A 19084-nucleotide genomic window follows, 5' to 3' on the forward strand; every position below is an offset into this window, starting at 1 on the left:
AGTGATCAGTTGCCGGGATAGGCGGTGCCGGTGCCCAGGAAGCGTTTTGTCGTCTGTCGGGCAGCTTCCTCGGACTGCGCCTTGCGGGCGGCATCCTCGGCCTCGGCGCGGAACTGCGTCGCAAGCAGCGTCTGGATCTGCATCTGCTGCTTGGTCGAAAGCGCGATCAGCTGATTGGTGGCTTGGCTTGCCTGAAGCGCACCGGCCGCGCCTTGGCTGCGGTTGACAAGGTCGGCAAGCAGGTCGCCATCGCCGCGGACATTCTCAACAATTTGCGACTGGACACCCATGGTCTGGCGGAACGCCTGCATGGCACTCTGCCAACGCTCGCGAGCCGCGCTCGCCACGTCGCTGACCTTGATCGTGGCGTCGTAGCTTTCTGGATACTGCTGGCGCCACTGGTCCTGGAGCTTGCCGACATCGAAGCTCAGGCCACTCGCCTGGTCCATCAGCCCGTCGATCCGTTGCAGCGAACCGGTAAGCTGGCCAACCGAGGAAAAGTCCATGCTCTGAAGATTGCGCGCCATGTTCTGCAGCATGGTCGCCTGGTTCTGCAGCGACTGGATCTGGTTGTTGATCTGCTCCAACGCGCGCGCGGCCGAGAGCATGTTCTGCGTATAGTTCGATGGATCGAAGACGATCAGGGCATAGGCTGGCTGGACATAGTCGGCCAATGGCTTGGCGATTAGGGAAAGAGTGATCAGGCTGGAGAGAAGGCGGCGTCGCATCATGACGATTGCTCCATGTCAGGTTGAGGGAATTGCTGGAGATGCTCGGCGGCCCAACCGAGGCCACGCGCATCGAGAAATCGGGAGGCAAAATTCTCCTGCCCGTCTTCGGACAAGACGCTGTCGATCAGCGTCTGTGTGGCTGGGTCGGAGGCGCCGCAAAGTGCGAGTGTGATGGGACCCAAGCCCAGCTCGAAGAGGCGGTTGCCGCGACGCGACTGCAGATAGTACTGCCGCTTCGGCATCGCGCGGGCGACCATTTCGATCTGCCGTTCGTTCAAACCGAAGCCCTCATAGGCCGCTCTCGCCTGTGGCTCCACGGCGCGGTCATTCGGAAGAAAAATCCGCTGCGGGCAGCTCTCGATGATCGCGGGCGCTATTGAAGAGCCGGCGATATCCGCAAGCGACTGCGTAGCGAAGATCACCGACACGTTTTTCTTGCGCAGCACCTTCAGCCATTCGCGAATGCGGGCGGCAAACAGCGGGTTGTCGAGATAGACCCAAGCCTCGTCGAGCATGAGCAGCGTCGGCCGTCCGTCGAACCGCTCCTCGAGACGATGGAACAGATAGGTGAGCACCGGCAGCACAGCGCCTTGGCTGTGCATCAGCTCCTCGGTCTCGAAACACTGCACGTCGGACAGAGCCAGGCGATCGTCATCGGCATCGAGCAGCCGGCCGTAGGGGCCATCTAGTGTGTAGGGCATCAATGCGGACTTCAGCGCATTGGACTGAAGCAGGACCGAAAGGCCGGTCAGCGTGCGTTCCTGCGCCGGCGCGGTGGCGAGGCTGCCGAGCGCCGACCAGATTGCCTCCTTCACCTCAGGCGTGATGGTGACGTTCTCATGCGCGATGAGGGTGGCAATCCATTCGGCCGCCCAGCTCCGGCTGGCTTGGTCATCGATGTTGCGCAGCGGTTGGAACGAAAGCGCCCCGTCGGCACCCAGTGCGTGGTGCTCTCCACCCATGGCGAGTGTTGCTGCGCGGGCTGAATTGCCTTTGTCGAAGACATAGACCTGGGCGCCGGCATAGCGTCGGAACTGAAGTGCGATCAGCGCAAGCAGGACCGACTTGCCGGCACCGGTCGGACCAACGATCAGCATGTGACCGACGTCGTCGACATGAGTGGAAAGCCGAAACGGGGTCGACCCGCTGGTCTCGGCGAAGAGAAGCGGAGGGGCCTCTTGCCGGGTGACCTTGGCGAGATGCTCGTTTGTCGACGGACCGGCCCACGCCGACGACAGCGGCATAAGATGGGCAAGGTTCAACGTGTGAATGAGCGGCTGGCGAACATTGGCATAGGCATGGCCTGGCAGCGACCCGAGCCACGCCTCGACCGCGTTGACGTTTTCACGGATTGTCGTGAAGCCGAGCCCATTGACGATGCGCTCGACCGCGCGAAGTTTCTCCGCGGCGGCTTGGCGATCCTCGTCCCACACCGTCACGGTCGTGGTGAGATAGCCGAAGCCGACATGATCCCCGCCCAATGCCTGAAGTGCTTCGTCGGCATCGAGCGCCTTGTTGTCGGCATCGCTGTCAACGAGCGGAACGGGCTCGTTGCTTACAACCTCGCGCAGGATAGCCACGATCGATTTGCGCTTGGCAAACCACTGCCGCCGCAACCGGGTAAGCGTCTTGGTCGCTTCCGTCTTGTCGAGAGGGATAAAACGCGTCGTCCAACGATAGGCAAAATCCTGATGGTTGAGGGCATCGAGGATTGCGGGGCGAGTGAGGTTCGGGAAACCAAGAATTGAAAGCGTGCGAAGATGCTGATCGCCCAGCATCGGTTCCAAGCCGCCGGTGAGCGGCGCATCGACTAGGATGCCGTCCAGATACATCGGCGTTTCCGGTACTGTGACCGGATGGCGACGCATCGAGATTGTGCCGTGTAAGTAAGTCAGCGTCTCGGCATCGTCGATCGCGCGCACTTCGGGCATGAAGCCGGACAGCAGATCCAGCACACGGTCGGTATCGTCGCGGAACCGCGATAGCTCCTGGCGCCAGTCTCTTTCGGCTTCTGGATGATGAGAGTCGACGAGCGCGCTTTCCGCACGAGCCTGGCTGTCCGCTGGCGGCATGAACAGCAATGTTAGATGGTAGCGGCTCTCGAAATGCGCGACCTTGCCCTCGAAAGCCGCGCGCCGTTCTTCATCGATGAGCCACGACGCCGCGTCGGGAAAGCGCGAGGCCGGATAGCCCAACGCTTCGACGCGTTCTGCCTCGAAGAACAATGCCCAGCCGGTGCCGAGGCGTCTCAGCGCATTGTTCGCCCTCGCGCAAATGCCGATGAGTTCGGCTTCCGTCGCGCTTTCGAGATCGGGGCCGCGGAACCGCAGCGTCCGCTGAAAGCTGCCGTCTTTGTTGAGCACGATGCCCGGCGCGACGAGTGCTACCCAGGGCAGATGGTCGGCAAGCCGGTCGGCCTTCCCGCGATATTCCGAAAGGTTCAGCATGCCAGCCACCCCCTCAGACGAAGGTGCCGGACAAGCACGCTGGCAAAGTCCGGATCGCGGCGGGCGGCAAAGACCGCCAGCGTGTGGCCGGCAGTCCAGAGCACCAGCCCGGCTATCCATTGCTCAAGGCCGAGCCCGATGGCTGCGGCAACTGTGCCGTTGAGGATCGCTACCGCTCGCGGCGCACCGCCAAGCAGGATGGGCTCGGTCAGCGACCGGTGAACCGGTACCTCGAAGCCGTCGATATGCTGTTCTCCGGTGGCCATCAGACGAGTGCCCCGCCGCCGAAGGAGAAGAAGGAGAGGAAGAAACTCGATGCCGCGAATGCGATCGACAGCCCGAAGACGATCTGGATAAGCCGGCGAAAACCGCCGGCCGTGTCACCAAAGGCGAGCGTCAGGCCGGTGGTGATGATGATGATCACCGCGACGATCTTGGCGACCGGGCCCTGCACAGATTCCAAAATTTGCTGCAGCGGTTGTTCCCAGGGCATGCCGGAACCAGCCGCGTATGCCGGGGCGGTGACTAGAAGCGCGAGCGCGGTGGACGAAAGAAAGCGAAGCTTCTTGAGCATGAAGTGACCTTTCAAAGCTGCTGGAGTTGAGGAGGCGTGAGCTGGGTGACGGCGTAATCGCCGCTGCCGTCGAGACCGGTGACCTCAGCAATCGCGTCGATGCGGCGCGATGATCCGCGCCCGGCGATGAAGACGATCAGATCGATCGCATCGGCGATGAGGCGTCGAGGAACGGTGACGACGGCCTCCTGAGCGAGTTGCTCAATACGGTAAAGAGCCGAGCGCGCCGAATTGGCGTGAACGGTGGCGATGCCGCCGGGGTGGCCCGTGTTCCATGCCTTGAGCATATCGAGCGCTTCCGCGCCCCTCACTTCGCCGACAATGATGCGGTCGGGTCTGAGCCGGAGCGTCGAGCGCACGAGATCGGCAAGCGTTACAGAACCACGCCTCGTTCTCAAGGCAACGCAGTCCTTTGCTGCGCATTGCAGCTCGCGCGTATCCTCGATCAGGATCACCCGCTCGTCGCAGTCGGCGACTTCGGTCAGCAGCGCATTGGCAAGGGTCGTTTTGCCCGAGGACGTGCCGCCTGCGACCAGGATATTGCGCCGCTCGCGCACTGCCTTACTCAGCACATCGGCCTGCAGCGGCGATATGATGCGGTCGGCGACATAATTGGCCAGCGTGTAGAGTTTTGCCGCTGGTTTGCGAATGGCGAAGCACGGCGCCAGCACCACAGGCGGCAGCAGTCCTTCGAATCGTTCGCCCGACGGCAGTTCCGCACTGACGATCGGGTTGTCGGCATGAGCCTCGGCGCGCATATGGGACGCGACCAGGCGGATAATGCGCTCCACCTCCGAAGGATGCATGTGCACGCCCGTATCGACGCGGCCTTCGCCCAACCGGTCGAGCCGCAGCGCGCCGTCGGGATTGACCATCACCTCGATCACCAATGAATCGGAGAGCGCCTCGGTGATCGCAGGGCCCATGGCGGTGCGCAGCATCGCGCGGCGACGATGGTCGGCCTCCGGATGAGAGCTCATCGTTCCCCTCCCCTGCCGTTCTCCTTGCCGAGAGACCGTTTCCCGGAAGCAATCTGGCGACCGACCTGCTCGATGAATTTGTCGAAACGGTCCTGAGCAATGGCTTGCGTCGCCTTGTCTGGAACCGGCGTGTGCGCGTGAAGCGTGATCGAAAAGCGAATGAAGAGCGCCAGGCTCTCCAGGATCATTTCGGCATCGCGCCGGACTTGAACGAGGTCGCGTGAAAGACGATCGAGCCGCACACCGTAGCGCCGGTCGAGCTCGTTCTCGCCACGCCGCTCGATGAACGCCTCAACAGCCTTGGCCACAATGGCTGATTTGGTCGTCGAGGGATCGCGACTGAGGTTCTCCAGCCTCTCGCTCAATTCGGGTTCGAGCAGAAACTGGTGACGAATGCGGTGGGTCTTCATGCGGCTCGTTCCGACGGGCCGGCGTTGCGCCGGCGACGGGAACAAGCATCGGCCAAACCCCCGAAATCGCTTATGGCCGTTATCTACGCTGAAGTACGCCGGCTACGCGCCGGCCTTCAGAAGCCGGGGACGATATCCTTGTCATCGCCCCTTCCCTCGTTGATGCCATAGGCACGCCCGACGGTGGAGATCCGGTCCATGACGCGCTTGTCGGCCATCGCCTCGCTATCATCGTCTGCGGGTCTGGACAGATCGTCCTGGTCCGGTTCCCGGGTGACGGCGGTATGTTCTTCGGGCAGGCCGGGATGGCGCTGCTGCTGAACACCTCCCTCGTCCGCAAGCGCGGCGCCAGCGTTTTCGTCGTCGGAGGCAAGACGACGGTCGACTCGGCGTACTTGGCCAGTCCAGTCGTCTTGGCGCGGCGCAGGGCAGTCTGGGTAGAGACCGTCATGCAGCACCGGCGCAGGCAGCATCCGTTCGGTGAAGTTCTGATCCTCGTAGTAGCGCAGCTTTTTGGCGCGGATGGGGGGCAATCCCGAAACGAGCACCAGTTCGTCCGAGGGCGGCAATTGCATCACCTCGCCCGGCGTCAACAGCGGGCGGGCCGTCTCCTGGCGGCTCACCATGACATGCGAGAGCCAGGGCGCCAGCCGGTGGCCCGCATAGTTGCGCATCGATCTCAATTCCGTGGCCGTGCCAAGCGCGTCCGAGATTCGCTTGGCCGTGCGCTCATCGTTGGAGGAAAAGGCAATTCGCACATGGCAATTATCCAGAATGGCGTTGTTCTCGCCATACGCTTTGGAGATCTGGTTCAACGATTGCGCGATCAAGTAGGCGCGAATTCCGTAACCGGCCATAAAGGCGAGCGCGGTCTCAAAGAAGTCGAGGCGACCGAGCGCCGGAAACTCATCCAGCATCATGAGCAGTTGATGCTTGCGACTCTTCTTTGGGTCACCCTCGAGGCGCTCCGTGAGCCGTCTGCCGATCTGGTTCAGGATCAGTCGCACCAAAGGCTTGGTGCGCGAAATGTCAGATGGCGGCACGACCAGATAGAGCGATGTAGGTCGCGCGGCATCCATCAAGTCGGCAATCCGCCAGTCACAAGACGAAGTGGCCGCAGCCACGGTCGGATCATGGTAGAGCCCGAGAAAAGACATGGCGGTCGAGAGGACGCCTGAACGCTCGTTCTCCGACTTGTTCAGCACCTCGCGCGCCGCAGAAGCCACAACGGGGTGTACTTGAGGCCTTTCCGCCGCGCCCAGATGGTCGGTCGTCATCATCCGCTGTAGCGTTGCAACAAATGAGCGCTGCGGGTCCGACAAGAACGTGGCGACCCGAGCGAGTGTCTTTTCCTCCTCGGCATAGAGGACGTGCAGGATGGCGCCGACCAAGAGTGAATGGCTGGTCTTCTCCCAATGATTACGCCGCTCCAGCGCGCCCTCAGGATCGACCAAGATGTCGGCGATGTTCTGAACGTCGCGGACCTCGTTCGGACCTTTGCGCACTTCCAAGAGCGGGTTGTAGCGGGCCGATCGCGGATCAGTCGGATTGAACAATAGGCAATACGAGAACCTCGACCGCCAGCCGGCGGTCAGCTGCCAGTTCTCGCCTTTGATGTCGTGAATGACGGCCGATCCGGACCAGGAGACAAGAGTTGGCACAACCAGTCCGACGCCCTTGCCCGAACGTGTCGGCGCAAACGCCATGACGTGCTCTGGCCCGTCATGACGCAGATACCGATCATTCAGTTTGCCAAGGAAGACGCCTGCCGGCTGAAACAGCCCTGCTTTCTCGATCTCCCGCGTCGCCGCCCATCGAGAGGAGCCATAGGTAGTGACCAACCCGCGCTGACGCGCGCGCCAGAGGGAACCAGCGATCGCAGCGGCAAAACCCATCAATCCACTGGTGCCCGCAAGCATGCCGGCCTTGTCGAATACCTCGGGCGCATAGGCATCAAATTGGAACCACCATTCCAACAGTTTCCACGGCTCGTAGATCGGCCAGCCAGCCGCGACAAACCAGGGCGCGCCGAGTTGTTCCTGAAAGGCTAGCATATGAGCGCACCATTGTGTGGCAGCCCACACGCCGAGGAGAACGATGGCGAACACAATGGCGATCTGCCCAATCAGAAGCTTTGTGGGCGTCACTGAGATTGCTCCGCCGTTCTGGAGAGGTGGATCGAGAATCGCCCGGCGCGGCCGGAACGGGAATACACCCTATGTACGACTTGGTGCGATGAGGCTGTTTGGCGCGCCGTTGCTCTCCCTTCGAGATGTGTATCGATATTCGCGCATTCCCGAGCAAGTCTTGACTGCTGTGTCGGAGCGGGGCCCGTATCGTTCGTGCTTATCGTGAGCACGTCGGATATTTGGTAGGAGAGCTGGCGGTGGCGGTGCGGGCAAGCCGCTGAGGAATCCTGAACATCGAGTCCGATCTGAGGCACAACAGGCCTATCGAGATCGGATCGCGAGGTGAGCCTGGCCGCCATGGGAATTTCTCAGGCGAGCTGGGACATATTGGGCGCTGAGGATATCTTGGGCGATCTTCTCGGACGCCGAATTGCCAACATTCCTTGTGTGTCAAGGTTCGCCGGCGATGCTGTCGAACAGGCGGCTATCACTCCCCGGCCGTGGCACATCTGCGCGCTGCAGAAACTCGATGGGCCACCGGTTCAACGCCCACGCGGATTCCACAGACGCGTTCCGCCAAGCGCTAGTTGCCAAGCATATGACCCGCATTTCGCAACGCCCCTAGGAACAGGCTAGCAAGGTGAGTGACATCGATTTTGGCCTGCATTGACACCGGCATGCTGGTCCAATTTTCCAACGGCACAATGAAGCGGGAAAAGGTACCATTTACGACGCAGTAGCGGCTAACAAGGCCTTGTCTGTCCAACGCCACCACACCCATCTGGTCGTCTCGATATCGGATGGCTGCGATCCGCTGAATGTCGGCGTCATCGTCAACCCGCACGTCGAAAAGCAGGGTTCCGCGGCTCCTCGCTGCTATTTCCGCCGCTTTGTCATTGAAGCTCAAGCAGAGTGAGCGGACGCTTTCCACTGCCATCTGGAAAACCAACAAATCCAGTTCATTCACGGCCATGTGGGCAGTTGAGCCATTAGATGGATTATTGCAATGTCGCACACGGCTTGTTCACAGGTGTCGACCAACTCCACAAAGACCGATCGTTTTAGTCGATCGCCGATAAACGGCTGCTCCTTGGCTGCCGCTCCTGAGGGGCGCTCGCTGGCGTTAACGAGGCCGGGCTTCTTCACCACTCTTGAGAAACTTTTGCTTCCCCGCTTGGCCTATCTGCGCGTCGCCTGTGCAGCCGTCCGCATATCGGAAGCAGATCTCGAGGCTCGTTGCGCCCTCACCGCGGCCTTCTTGGAGGGCGGGAAGCCGCTTGAGGCCCGCTACGCCGGCGACGGCTAAAAAATCCTGATCTACAAGAAGGCAAACCGCATGTGCGTCGACTTTCGCTTCGGCGTCGCCTTGGCCTCCCTCACACTCGTTGGCTGTCTCACGGGGCAACCCGGTCGAGAAAAGCATCGAATGCGGCAGCAACAGCGCGAATCGCAAAGCGATGCTGCCGCGATACGCGGACAAAACCCTTTTCGATGTCCACAATTCCGTCCTTGGTAAGCATCGCCAAGCGTTCAGCTGATTCGAGAAAATGGATCGGATCAGACCCGTGGGCGGCACAGATTGCCGGCACATCGGCCTTGAGATCGCACATTAGTCGCTCGATGATTGCGGCTCGCGCGCGGTCTTCGTCCGTAAGACGGTAGCCCTTTGACGTCGCCAGACGGCCAGCTGCGATGTGCCGGCTGTAGGAATCCCGTGTAACCTCGTTCTGGACGTAACCCTCGCCGACACGCCCGATAGCCGACGCGCCGAAACCGATCACGGTTTTGCAGGTGTCGGCCGAGTAACCCAGCGAGTTGCGTCGCAGGCGACCGGTTTTCTGTGCTAGGGCGAGATCGTCGTGGGGCAAGGCGAAATGGTCGAGCCCGATCTCTCGGTAGCCGGCGGCAATCAGCGTCACAGCAATGGCCGCATGCTGTTCGGCGCGGGCAGCGCTGCCTGGAAGAGATGCCTCCTCGATGAGGCGCTGAATCTTAATAAAGGACGGGATGTGCGAGTAGCCGAACGCCGCAAGCCGGTTGGGGCGCATGGCGACCGCCGCTCTCGTGGTCTCGACGCAAGATTGCACCGTTTGATGCGGGAGACCAAAGATGAGGTCGAAGTTGATGCTTCTCACTCCATGCCGACGCAGCATTTCGACGGCAGCCGCCGTTTGCGCCTCGCTTTGGACCCGGTTGATCGCTTTTTGAACAATGGGATCGAAGCTCTGCACGCCGAGGCTCGCGCGGCTCACGCCTGCTGCTTCCAAGGCTTCGGCCATCTCGGCCGTGAACGTGCGTGGGTCGATCTCAACGGCGATCGTAGCCGTTTTCGCGAGCGCAAAGTGGCGGCGCAGGAACTCCATCAGGGCGAGAAACTCTACTGGCCCCATGAGAGTTGGCGTTCCGCCGCCAAAATGCACATCGCTGACGGGCAGCGCCTGCGGCGCGTGCTCCGAGACCAAACGTATCTCGTCACGCAGCGCCGCCAGATAATCGAAGATCGGCGCATCATGGCGAGTGATGGCGGTGGGAAAGCCGCAAAACCAGCACTTTGATCGGCAGAACGGAACGTGCAAGTAGAGTGACGCCGGATCGTCAGCCGGTAGGTTCTTGAGCCATTCCTCATAAGCCTCGGCGCCGACCGCCCCAGAGAACTCCGAGACAGTCGGATAGATGGTGTACCAAGGCAGGCGGGCCTCGCGATCTTTTATGGTCTGCAATACTTACCGTCCCATGTTGATGCCTTCCATCCTTACCACTGCGCTCTCCTGAGTCTCTGCGCTATATCAGGCCGTTCCGCTTTCGGTCTGATTCGCAGCGATAAGCGCTGTTCAGCCTTGGCTGGACAGCGACGGTATGAGGACGCGCTGGTCCGCGACAAGCGCCATGGGTTTCCCGTCGAGAGTATCGTGCACACGGTTTGGGGCTAGTATCTTATCCCCTTCCCTTCAGCGTCCGCCTGGGCGAGGAGATGCTGCTGGAAGGCGGCATGGCGCATCCGACTAGTCGGATGCGGAGCTCGGCCAGTATCCCAGCTTCGATATCGACCGGATCGGCGGAATGCAACCTTGGCGTCCAAAGACCTCGACGCGCTGACCGCCGCCGGCGTGCCCGCGCTCGCCGCGCAGGATCCTTCTAACAGGCCGATCACTTACGTCAAGGCGCCCTTCAAGTCGCTGATCGTCCCTGTCTTTGTCTCGCCCAATCTCGTGCTGTGCGGCCGCTATTTCGGTCGTCCGCTCGACCGAACCTTCGAGCGGTTCCTGGAAGCGTCCGATCATCGCTCGATCCTCTTGCGACTGGCCGGGGGTACCGGCGAGCGTTATGCCCAGAAGGAGGTTACACGGGATGGCTACAGCCGGCACATCGCAACTGGCCGCCTGGCGAAGTCAAGGGGCTACCGTCTCACCGACGAAGACCACGCGCGAGCCGCAATCATCGAGCCGCTGACGTGCCGGCAATCTGTGCGGCCCACGGGTCTGATCCGATCCGTTCTCTTAGTTCAGCTAGACGCTCGGCGATCCTGGCCGAGGACGTGATAGTGGACATCGGAGGGGTTTATCCGCGTGCGGCAGGAGCATCGGTGATTAGCGCCATTGCTGCGTATTCGATGCTCTTCTCGACCGGGTTTGCCCGTAGGCCCAGCCCAAGCAGCGTGAGGGGCGGCCAAAGGGATAACCAATCGTTGCTAACCGGCATGTTCCACCCAGGCGGTGCGCGCCTGCACCGGTTGAAGGGGCTTGGAGTTTTGCCAATTTTGCGAGCGTACCTATGAAAGCTTCCCAATCATTCGACGGTGACTGATTTCGCCAGGTTGCGTGGCTGGTCGAGATCTGTGCCCACGCAGACCGCCGTGTGATACGCAAGAAGCTGTATCGGCAGCGAGAAGATCATCGGCGCGACAATCTCGTCGGTGGCCGGCAGCACGATCGTGTGCATCGTATCGAGTTTCGATGCGGCTGCCCCTTTGCCATCGGTGATGAGGATGATGCGCCCTCCGCGGGCGGCCACTTCCTGCATGTTGGAGAGGGTCTTGTCGAAAAAGCGATCATGTGGCGCGATGACGATCACTGGCATGTTCGAGTCTATCAATGCGATAGGACCGTGCTTCAATTCACCTGCCGCATAGCCCTCGGCGTGGATGTAGGAAATCTCCTTGACCTTCAGCGCACCTTCCATCGCCAGTGGGAAATTTGTGCCACGGCCGAGATACAGGACATGATGAAACTTTGACAGTTCGCGCGACAGAAGCTCAATCTCCGGCTGGACGCTGTCCAGTACCTGCCTCATGAGGCGCGGCATTTCGGTGAGGCTCCCGACGAGCGCCTGCACCTCAGCTTCCGTCACTGTTCCGCGGGCCTTGGCTGCGTGGATGGCGAGTGCTGCAAGAGCGGTGAGCTGGCAGGTGAAGGCCTTGGTGGAGGCGACGCCGATCTCCGGGCCGGCAAGGATCGGGAAGACCACATCAGCCTCCCGAGCGATGGTCGATTCGCACGCATTGACAACGGCGCCAATTTTTAGCCCAAGCTGCTTGCAGTACCTCAGCGATGCCAGCGTGTCGGCGGTTTCGCCCGACTGTGAAATGAAAAGAGCCGCCGACTGCGGCGACAACGGGATCTCGCGATAGCGGAATTCGGATGCAACATCTATTTCGACCGGCAGGCGCGCATAGCGCTCGAACCAGTATTTTCCGATCAGTCCGGCGAGATACGCGGTGCCGCAGGCAGAGATCGCCAAGCTCGGGATCCTGGCGAAGTCGATGCCAAATACCGCATCGGCGCCATTTTCTATGAGGTTGGTATACTGACCGAGCGCATCGGCGATGACCTCGGGCTGCTCGAGGATTTCCTTCTCCATGAAGTGGCGATGATTGCCCTTGTTGGCCAGAGTGGCCGCGGCCATGGAGGTCTGGCGCGGACGCGCGACGGGGAGGCCGTCGTTATCAAAGATGTCGGCGCCCGTCCTGCTGACTACGGCCCAGTCGCCGTCGACGAGATAGGTGATTTCATTCGTGAATGGAGCAAGCGCGATCGCGTCGGAGCCCAGGAACATCTCGCCATCGCCATGACCGATCGCCAGCGGTGGTCCATTGCGCGCCGCAATGATGGTCGACGGATCATCTTCAAAGAGGATGGCAAGCGCGTAGGCACCCCTTACGCTTTTCAGCATGGCATGCACCGCCTCACCGCGCCCCATGCCCGCCCGGCGGTGTCCTGCCAAAAGATGCGCAAGGACCTCGGTGTCTGTGTCGGTCTGGAACTCGGTTCCCGTCGCCGCCAATTCGTCCTTCAGCTCGGCGAAATTCTCGATGATACCGTTATGGACGACGGCCACACCGTCCGTGAAGTGCGGGTGTGCATTGCGTTCCGTCGGTGGCCCATGGGTTGCCCAGCGGGTGTGGGCGATGCCGATGGTGCCACTCAGCGGCTCTTCCTTCAGTCTCGTCTCGAGATTGACGAGCTTGCCCTCGGCGCGCCGGCGGTGCAAGGTGCCCTCGGTGATCGTCGCAATGCCGGCCGAATCATAGCCGCGGTATTCCAGACGCTTCAACGCGTCGACCAGGCGCTCCGACACCGGCTGTTGCCCAACGATGCCAACAATCCCGCACATGTTTTTCTCCGAATTCTTCCCGGCAGCTTCAGCCGACGCAGACGAGGCCGAACACGCGCCCGGCCCGCTCAGTTAGAATCCTCTAATGAAATCCAGTAAGATCAGTAAAATTGATTATTAGGATAACTCTCATCCACGCTATGGATGGACGAACCGGGGCCGCTGCGGGTGATGGAGCTGTTCAACCTGCGACCGCTCTTGCGGCCGCGCCTTCTTGAGCAAATTCGACCCGTCGCTCCCGTACTGCGAGAATCCTCCTATACTGGACCGCTGAAAATCTCAGAAAGTGGCAGTTTATCTTGAACCAGTAAACTGCAATATTGGCTTGCAGTCAGGGAAGCGATCGGGACCGGTCGCGCCGTTCTTGGTGCTTGCGCTCGAATTGATGGAGTTGCCTGGATGTCTGAGGGTCCCATCATCGACGTCGAATAGAGAATATTGCATGGGGATTTAGAGCCGCGAGCGTCCACGTCGATGCCACTTCTGACGGGAGTGGAATGCCCGACACAATGATGAACGGGGAGGCACGATGGCGCGACGACATTTGCGTCACCTGCGTTGGAGACCGTGCCGGACGACGCATTGACGGATGCGACGAATGCCCTGGTCGGAAGATTGAATGCCTTGATGCAAAATTGCGAGCCAAGAAATTGCCATCGCCCCCGGATGACGTTTCCGGTCGGCGGATCCATGGCCGTGGCAATCCGGTGCGATCCATCCGATCGAGATTATCAAGGGCTGAGAGAATGAATGTCGATCTCCATCAGTTGCTCATCGTCTTTGCTGCTTATGTCATTGCCGCAGGGAGCCCCGGCCCGAGCAACATGCGCATCATGGGGGTTGCCATGTCGCGCGGCAGGGGTGCCGCGCTCATACTCGCCTCTGGCGTCGTCAGCGGCTCGATCTTCTGGGGTTTTATGGCCTCGACCGGCATCTCCGCCCTCTTGGCCAGGTACGCCCAGGCACTGCTCGTCCTGCAGGTTTTCGGGGGCCTTTACTTGCTATTCCTCGCCTTCAGGGCGGGACGGTCGGCGCTTACGTCGAACGAGAAGCTGGCGGTGCGCGCCTCGACCGACGAAGTCGCTTTTTCACGGGGTGAGCTCTATGGAAGGGGTCTCTTGATGCATTTGGCGAACCCTAAATCCGTGCTGGCATGGATCGCGCTCGTCACACTGGGGATCGGCCCGAATTCGTCGTGGCAGACCATGGCGGCCATATTGGGTGGCTGCGCCGTCCTAAGTGTCACGATATTCTGCGGCTACGCCATTGTCTTCTCCACACCGCCGCTGGTGGCTCTGTATCGCCGCTGTCGCCGTTGGATCGAAAGTCTGCTGGCGATGTTCTTCGTGTTCGCCGGGGTGCGCATGCTGCTTTCCCCTATGTAGCTTCGAAAGGAATGGATGATGACTTTGTTTCGCGGCATGTCGGCGTTCCCCCTCACGCCAACCGATGCGGAAGGGCATGTCGAGACCGAGGCATTGGCTCGTTTTCTCGAGCGTATTCAACGAGCGGGAGCAGACTCCATCGGCCTTTTGGGGAGCACGGGCGGTTATGCTTACCTCACGAGGGAAGAGCGCAAGCGTGCCGTTCAGGCTGCCGTGGAATGCATCGGCGGCAAAACGCCTCTTGTCGTGGGGGTGGGTGCATTGCGTACCGACGAAGCTCAGGCTCTGGCGCGCGATGCAAAATGCGCTGGCGCTGACGGCCTGCTCCTGGCACCCATGTCCTACGTTCCCCTGAACGAGGATGAAGTCTTCCAGCACTTCGTCGCGGTTGCCGAGGCGGGGGAACTGCCTTTGTGCATATACAACAATCCAAGCACCACGCGCTTCACATTCAGCGACGCATTGATCGCCCGGCTGTCAGAGGTGTCCAACATCGTCGCCGTGAAAATGCCTCTGGCGGTGAATGAGGATTACACGGGAGAACTGGCACGCTTGCGGTCGATGACGCCTGACACGTTCACAATCGGATACAGCGGCGATTGGGGCGCGGCGGATGCCCTACTCGCCGGATGTGACACCTGGTACAGCGTTGCGGCAGGTCTGCTGGCGGTCCCGGCGCTTGCGCTGACGCGTGCGGCGCAGTCCGGCGACGCGGTGGAGTCCACTCGGTTGAATCGCGCTTTCGAGCCGCTCTGGACGGTGTTCAAGCGCTACGGCAGCTTCCGCGTTATGTTCGTCGTCGCCGAATACCTCGGTCTGGCGCACGTCCAGCCACCGCGCCCCATTTTGCCGTTGCCGGAGGACGCCGGAGACGACATCAGGCAGGCACTGGAGAAGCTCGAGATAGCCGAGCACAGAGCATGCCCAGTGCAACTGCTAGATTAGGCAGCCGGCGCGTGGGCGTTCCGCGAGCGTTCGAGAGATGAAAGTTTGGGCGGCGCAGAATTAGATCCCTGCTCAACTGGCGTTTTGACCACGTGCGGACGATGCCGGCATTAACCGGCGGGCAGATGCGCCGAGGGCAACAAGCGCGCCTGACGCAACGCCGCCAGATCAGCCGAGCCGGTGCAGAAGCAGGCGACTGCCAACTGGCGGATGACGATCTCGAAATGCGCGACAACCGCCTCGGTGGACACCGTCGCCGCGGGCAGCACGCCGGCCGCCTGGCCGGCGAAGTCCGCGCCCAGGCGGATGGCCTTGGCCACGTCGCCGCCGTCGCGGATTCCGCCCGAAGCGATCAACTTCACCGTTGGCAGCGCCCGACGTACCGCCTGCACCCCGCCCGGGGTCGGAATCCCCCAGTCGGCGAACGCCATCGCCACTGCACGGTCCGCGGCATCGCGGGCCCGCTCGCCCTCCACCGCGGCCCAACTGGTGCCTCCGGCGCCGGCGACATCGATCACCGCCACGCCCGCCTCGACGAGCGCAGAGGCCACCGAGGCGGACAGGCCCGAGCCCACTTCCTTGGCCACGATCGGCACGCCCACACTGCGCGCGGCACGAGCGATCTGCGCCAGGACGCTGCGCCAGTCGCGGTCGCCCTCCGGCTGTAGCGCTTCCTGCAGCGGATTGAGATGGACAATCAGTCCATCGGCCTCCAGCGCATCAACCGCCCGGCGCGCCAAGTCTAGGCCGTCGGCCTCGCGCAGTTGCGCGGCGCCGATATTGGCCAACAGGGGGATGTCTGGGGCCAGGTGTCGCAGCGCGCGCGTCAGCCCCTGGGAGTTGCGGGATTGCAGGCTCACGCGCTGCGAACCGACGCACATCGCGATCCCCAAGGCTTGAGCTGCCTCGCTCAGATGCCGGTTGATGGCCTCGGCGCGAGGCGTGCCGCCGGTCATGGAGCTGATCAGCAGCGGCGCGCGCATAGTCTTGCCTAGCAGCGAGGCGCGCAGGTCGATCTGCGTCAGGTCCAACTCCGGCAATGCGCAGTGTTCGAAACGGATATACTCCCAGCCGGCGGCGACCGTGGCCGGCGCCGTTCGCCGATCCAGCACGATGCCAAGATGGTCGTCCTTGCGCCGGCTCAGGGCGGAGTCGTTCATGCTCGCTCCATCGGTCGCATCGGGCGACGGCGTTGCGTCGGATCGCACTGACGGCAGCGCGCGCACGTCGCCGCCTCCCGCGCCTTCAGGCCGGCCCACGCTGGCCTCCCCCGCAGTGTCCCTGCGGTAGCGGCTGGCCGAGGTCTGGTAATACTGTGTGCGGATGGCTGCCATGGCCTCGATCAACGGTCCCCACGGCGCGGGAAAGCGTGCTTCCGCCATCACTCGGTGCAGCATGCGCGTATGGCCGGCCAGCTCGTCGTTGAGGAACTTCACCACAGGCATAGCCGGATAGCGCTGCAGCAGCAGAATCGCCGCGTTGTCGGCCTCGCCGGCCGACCTGTCCTTGTCGCGTCCATGCAGATCGTTCTGCAGGCGCCCTATCGCGGAGATGAGCCGCAGGACCTGGCGAAACGCCGGACGCGCGCGCAAAGTCGCCATGTCCAGCCCCCACAACAACGACAGGCAACACAACACGTTCCTGTAGGCGATCGAATGGACGCCGTTGTGCAGGTACTCGGCGTAGGACCAGCGTTCCGCCCCTGCTGCCTGCGCGTCTCCGCCGCGCAGCGCCGCGCAGTAGCACCGGGTATCGTCGAGAAGCTGAGCATAGTCGCGACGATCGTAGGCGAGCCCGGCCAGCGAAGCGCTTAGCACAGCGCAGCCCTCGAATCCGGGGAGTGCGCACGGTACGCCCTGCCCCAGCGCCTGCTCCACCGCGGCGAGCTGCTCCGGGGCGATCAGCCCAAGGTCATTGCAATCGTCGAGCCAAAACAGCAGCGCCAGTTCGCGATAGAACGTCACGATCAGCGTTTCATCCTGCGGATCGCGGCCAGTGCGGGCGCTGGTGTCGCGCAGGCTCTGGTCGATGCGCTGCAGGATGTACTGGCCGCCCCTGACCGCTTCCACGGCATGCTCGTCGGCGAACCCGGTCAGGGAACGCCCCCACTCCAGCACCTGCTGCAGCGCGCGTTCGGTCTGGGTCATGGCGCCGCTCCTGCTCCCTCGGCCAGCACGCGCTGCCCCCAACCAAGCGCCAGCCACAACCCGGCGAGTTCGGCCACGCGCACTACCCGGGTGGGGCAATACAGTTCTTTGCCGATCCACAGCGGCATCTGCCGCAATGCATGCGCCGTATAGCGGGCGAGCATCCACTCCAGCGCACGCGCCACGGCCTGCGCGATGCGTCGGCGCCCTATCGGCTCTTCGCTTCCGTCCATCACGTGCAACGCGAACAGCGCATAGGCGGTTTCCTCGAATGTGGACGCGCGACCGGCGCCCCAGCCGCCGTCGTCGCGCTGCGCCTGCAGCAGCGCCGCCAGCGCGCGCTCGTCGCGCCAGTGGGGCTTGCCTTGAGCCAGCGCAGCGACCGCATGCGCGGTGGGATACAGCCAAGAGACATGCCATTTTTCGTTGTCCCATAGACCGTGCGGGTTGCGATTGGCCTCGACGTAGGCGCTGGCGCCGGCGGCGGGCTTGCCCGATAGTCGCAACGCATGCAGGGCATGGATGTTGGTCGAAACCGAAGCATTGCGCTCGCCGGGGAAGGTCACGAATAGCTCGCCGATTTCGAAACGGCGCAACGTATCGACCGCCGGGTCGCGGCCTGCAAGGCGTAGGACGCACAACGCAACGGCGGTGTCGTCCGCATCGGCCGCGAAGTGCAGGGCCGGGCCCAGACCGCGCACGCCCAGGCGGGCCTCGAGCTGCGCGACGATCACGCGCACCATCTCAGCGAGCGCGGGATGCGCGAACAGCCCGGCCAGATGCAGGGTGTACAGCGACCAGCATGGCTCGAACACATTGATCGGCCAGACGTTGGGAACGACACCTTCGATGCCGCTGCGCGTCGCCCGCGATGCCGTTTGCAGATACGCGTCGGCGCGCCCAACCTGCGGCGTGCTCCCCTGTCTCACGGCCTGCGCACGCCACGCGGCGGTGGCCGCCGGACTGATGCCGATGCTGCCGTCAGCATCCGGGCATGCCGTGGTCGGCGATGTCCCCCAGGCTTCCCAGGAGTGCAGCAACGGATGGCCGCTCGGCAACGTCGCCACCGCCCCCAGCTTGACCAGGCACGCTTGCCGCAACGGCAACAGCGCCGGGTGGTGCGGAAGCGCCACGCCGCCCAGCAGGGATGAAGCCTCGCTGCATAACTGCGGCAGAATCAGCTCCGCGCCGATCGGCGCGTCTTCCGGCACCGCATCCGCGTAGGGATCGGGCTGACGCTTGAGGAATCGGGTTGCAGCCTGGACTGCGTCGGCAGCGCCGGGAATAGGATCGGCACGTTGCAGTGCGAGCAACGCCGCCCACGTGGGCGCATGGCGGAACAGCGGGAAGTCCGCGTTTCCCCATCCGCCATCGGCCTGTTGCTGCGCGATGAGCCACGCGTAGGCGTCCTGCCGTCCGGTGACGTTGCCGTGGAAATGCAGAGCTCGCGCCGTGTCGTACACGGACGGACCGACGGCGCCGCCATCGCTCATCTCGCTCAGCAGGTGGCGCAGTTCGGAAAGGACCTGTTCGGACAGCGCGTTCACGCGGGATGTTCCTTCGGCAGACGGTTGACGAGAATCAGGATCGGGCAGACGCCGCGCGCCTCGCCGCAGGCCCGTCGCGTCGCGGCCCGGCGCATGTGCAACGCCGGGCGGCCGCCCTGCTGCGGCGCGGCGACGCGCCCCGATGCTGGCGCCGGTGCGCTGCATAGGCTTGCGCGCGG

The 19084-nt window shown here is 62.6% G+C and carries 14 protein-coding genes and 2 pseudogenes; 3 read left to right on the top strand and 13 right to left on the bottom strand.

Going from position 1 to position 19084, the window contains the following annotated elements:
• Positions 1-5: 5 nt before the first annotated feature.
• From trbJ to hemN, 9 genes are all read right to left on the bottom strand, one after another.
• Positions 6-731 (bottom strand): P-type conjugative transfer protein TrbJ, encoded by a 726-nt coding sequence (trbJ, locus tag CK222_RS25675; protein WP_095776536.1) that lies wholly within the window; start codon positions 729-731, stop codon positions 6-8.
• Positions 728-3178: a conjugal transfer protein TrbE gene (trbE, locus tag CK222_RS25680; RefSeq protein WP_095776537.1), complete on the bottom strand. Its 2451-nt coding sequence runs from the start codon at positions 3176-3178 to the stop codon at positions 728-730. Before trbE ends, trbJ begins: the two co-directional genes overlap by 4 nt.
• Positions 3172-3444: a VirB3 family type IV secretion system protein gene (locus CK222_RS25685; protein WP_095776538.1), complete on the bottom strand. Its 273-nt coding sequence runs from the start codon at positions 3442-3444 to the stop codon at positions 3172-3174. The genes trbE and CK222_RS25685 overlap by 7 nt, the downstream gene beginning before the upstream one ends.
• Complete coding sequence (locus tag CK222_RS25690; protein ID WP_095776539.1) at positions 3444-3752, bottom strand: TrbC/VirB2 family protein; 309 nt, start codon at positions 3750-3752, stop codon at positions 3444-3446. Before CK222_RS25690 ends, CK222_RS25685 begins: the two co-directional genes overlap by 1 nt.
• 11 nt (positions 3753-3763) lie before the next feature.
• Entirely contained in the window at positions 3764-4732 is a 969-nt protein-coding gene (gene trbB, locus CK222_RS25695) for a P-type conjugative transfer ATPase TrbB (protein WP_095776540.1), read from the bottom strand.
• Positions 4729-5142: a CopG family transcriptional regulator gene (locus CK222_RS25700; RefSeq protein WP_095776689.1), complete on the bottom strand. Its 414-nt coding sequence runs from the start codon at positions 5140-5142 to the stop codon at positions 4729-4731. Before CK222_RS25700 ends, trbB begins: the two co-directional genes overlap by 4 nt.
• A gap of 116 nt (positions 5143-5258) precedes the next feature.
• Positions 5259-7289, bottom strand: coding sequence for a conjugal transfer protein TraG (locus tag CK222_RS25705; protein ID WP_095776541.1), 2031 nt, complete (start codon positions 7287-7289; stop codon positions 5259-5261).
• Positions 7290-7854: 565 nt separating this feature from the next.
• Positions 7855-8244, bottom strand: coding sequence for a hypothetical protein (locus CK222_RS25710; protein WP_095776542.1), 390 nt, complete (start codon positions 8242-8244; stop codon positions 7855-7857).
• Between the two features lie 421 nt (positions 8245-8665).
• Positions 8666-9991, bottom strand: coding sequence for an oxygen-independent coproporphyrinogen III oxidase (gene hemN, locus CK222_RS25720; RefSeq protein ID WP_095802350.1), 1326 nt, complete (start codon positions 9989-9991; stop codon positions 8666-8668).
• 594 nt (positions 9992-10585) lie between these two features.
• Here hemN and CK222_RS25730 point away from each other — a divergent pair.
• Positions 10586-10858 (top strand): annotated as a pseudogene (locus CK222_RS25730) (coproporphyrinogen III oxidase); the annotation flags it as partial.
• A 199-nt stretch (positions 10859-11057) separates the two neighbouring features.
• Here CK222_RS25730 and glmS read toward each other — a convergent pair.
• The gene (glmS, locus tag CK222_RS25735; protein WP_095802351.1) at positions 11058-12881 is read right to left on the bottom strand and encodes a glutamine--fructose-6-phosphate transaminase (isomerizing); all 1824 of its coding nucleotides are present in this window, start codon (positions 12879-12881) and stop codon (positions 11058-11060) included.
• A gap of 746 nt (positions 12882-13627) precedes the next feature.
• Here glmS and CK222_RS25745 point away from each other — a divergent pair.
• Both CK222_RS25745 and CK222_RS25750 read left to right on the top strand, forming a co-directional pair.
• Positions 13628-14266: a LysE family translocator gene (locus CK222_RS25745; RefSeq protein ID WP_095776546.1), complete on the top strand. Its 639-nt coding sequence runs from the start codon at positions 13628-13630 to the stop codon at positions 14264-14266.
• 18 nt (positions 14267-14284) lie between these two features.
• A complete protein-coding gene (locus CK222_RS25750) occupies positions 14285-15211 on the top strand; it encodes a dihydrodipicolinate synthase family protein (RefSeq protein WP_095802376.1) in 927 nt (308 codons plus the stop codon).
• A 110-nt stretch (positions 15212-15321) separates the two neighbouring features.
• Here the strand turns inward: CK222_RS25750 and fni are convergent, their stop codons facing one another.
• From fni to CK222_RS25765, 3 genes and pseudogenes are all read right to left on the bottom strand, one after another.
• Positions 15322-16371, bottom strand: a complete 1050-nt coding sequence (gene fni, locus CK222_RS25755; protein ID WP_095776547.1) for a type 2 isopentenyl-diphosphate Delta-isomerase — start codon at positions 16369-16371, stop codon at positions 15322-15324.
• An 85-nt stretch (positions 16372-16456) separates the two neighbouring features.
• Positions 16457-17358 (bottom strand): annotated as a pseudogene (locus tag CK222_RS25760) (hypothetical protein).
• A complete protein-coding gene (locus CK222_RS25765) occupies positions 17355-18905 on the bottom strand; it encodes a hypothetical protein (RefSeq protein WP_095776548.1) in 1551 nt (516 codons plus the stop codon). Before CK222_RS25765 ends, CK222_RS25760 begins: the two are co-directional and overlap by 4 nt.
• Positions 18906-19084: the final 179 nt, after the last annotated feature.

The sequence above is a fragment of the Mesorhizobium sp. WSM3866 genome, from assembly GCF_002294795.1.
Taxonomy (GTDB): Bacteria; Pseudomonadota; Alphaproteobacteria; order Rhizobiales; family Rhizobiaceae; genus Mesorhizobium.

Bases quoted from the DNA above. Each gene is read 5' to 3' on its own strand.
- trbB (WP_095776540.1), bottom strand. From the start codon at position 4,732: ATGAGCTCTCATCCGGAGGCCGACCATCGTCGCCGCGCGATGCTGCGC.
- CK222_RS25685 (WP_095776538.1), bottom strand. From the start codon at position 3,444: ATGGCCACCGGAGAACAGCATATCGACGGCTTCGAGGTACCGGTTCAC.
- fni (WP_095776547.1), bottom strand. From the start codon at position 16,371: ATGAACGACTCCGCCCTGAGCCGGCGCAAGGACGACCATCTTGGCATC.
- CK222_RS25745 (WP_095776546.1), top strand. From the start codon at position 13,628: ATGAATGTCGATCTCCATCAGTTGCTCATCGTCTTTGCTGCTTATGTC.
- CK222_RS25710 (WP_095776542.1), bottom strand. From the start codon at position 8,244: ATGGCCGTGAATGAACTGGATTTGTTGGTTTTCCAGATGGCAGTGGAA.
- CK222_RS25690 (WP_095776539.1), bottom strand. From the start codon at position 3,752: ATGCTCAAGAAGCTTCGCTTTCTTTCGTCCACCGCGCTCGCGCTTCTA.
- glmS (WP_095802351.1), bottom strand. From the start codon at position 12,881: ATGTGCGGGATTGTTGGCATCGTTGGGCAACAGCCGGTGTCGGAGCGC.
- trbE (WP_095776537.1), bottom strand. From the start codon at position 3,178: ATGCTGAACCTTTCGGAATATCGCGGGAAGGCCGACCGGCTTGCCGAC.
- CK222_RS25750 (WP_095802376.1), top strand. From the start codon at position 14,285: ATGACTTTGTTTCGCGGCATGTCGGCGTTCCCCCTCACGCCAACCGAT.
- CK222_RS25700 (WP_095776689.1), bottom strand. From the start codon at position 5,142: ATGAAGACCCACCGCATTCGTCACCAGTTTCTGCTCGAACCCGAATTG.
- trbJ (WP_095776536.1), bottom strand. From the start codon at position 731: ATGATGCGACGCCGCCTTCTCTCCAGCCTGATCACTCTTTCCCTAATC.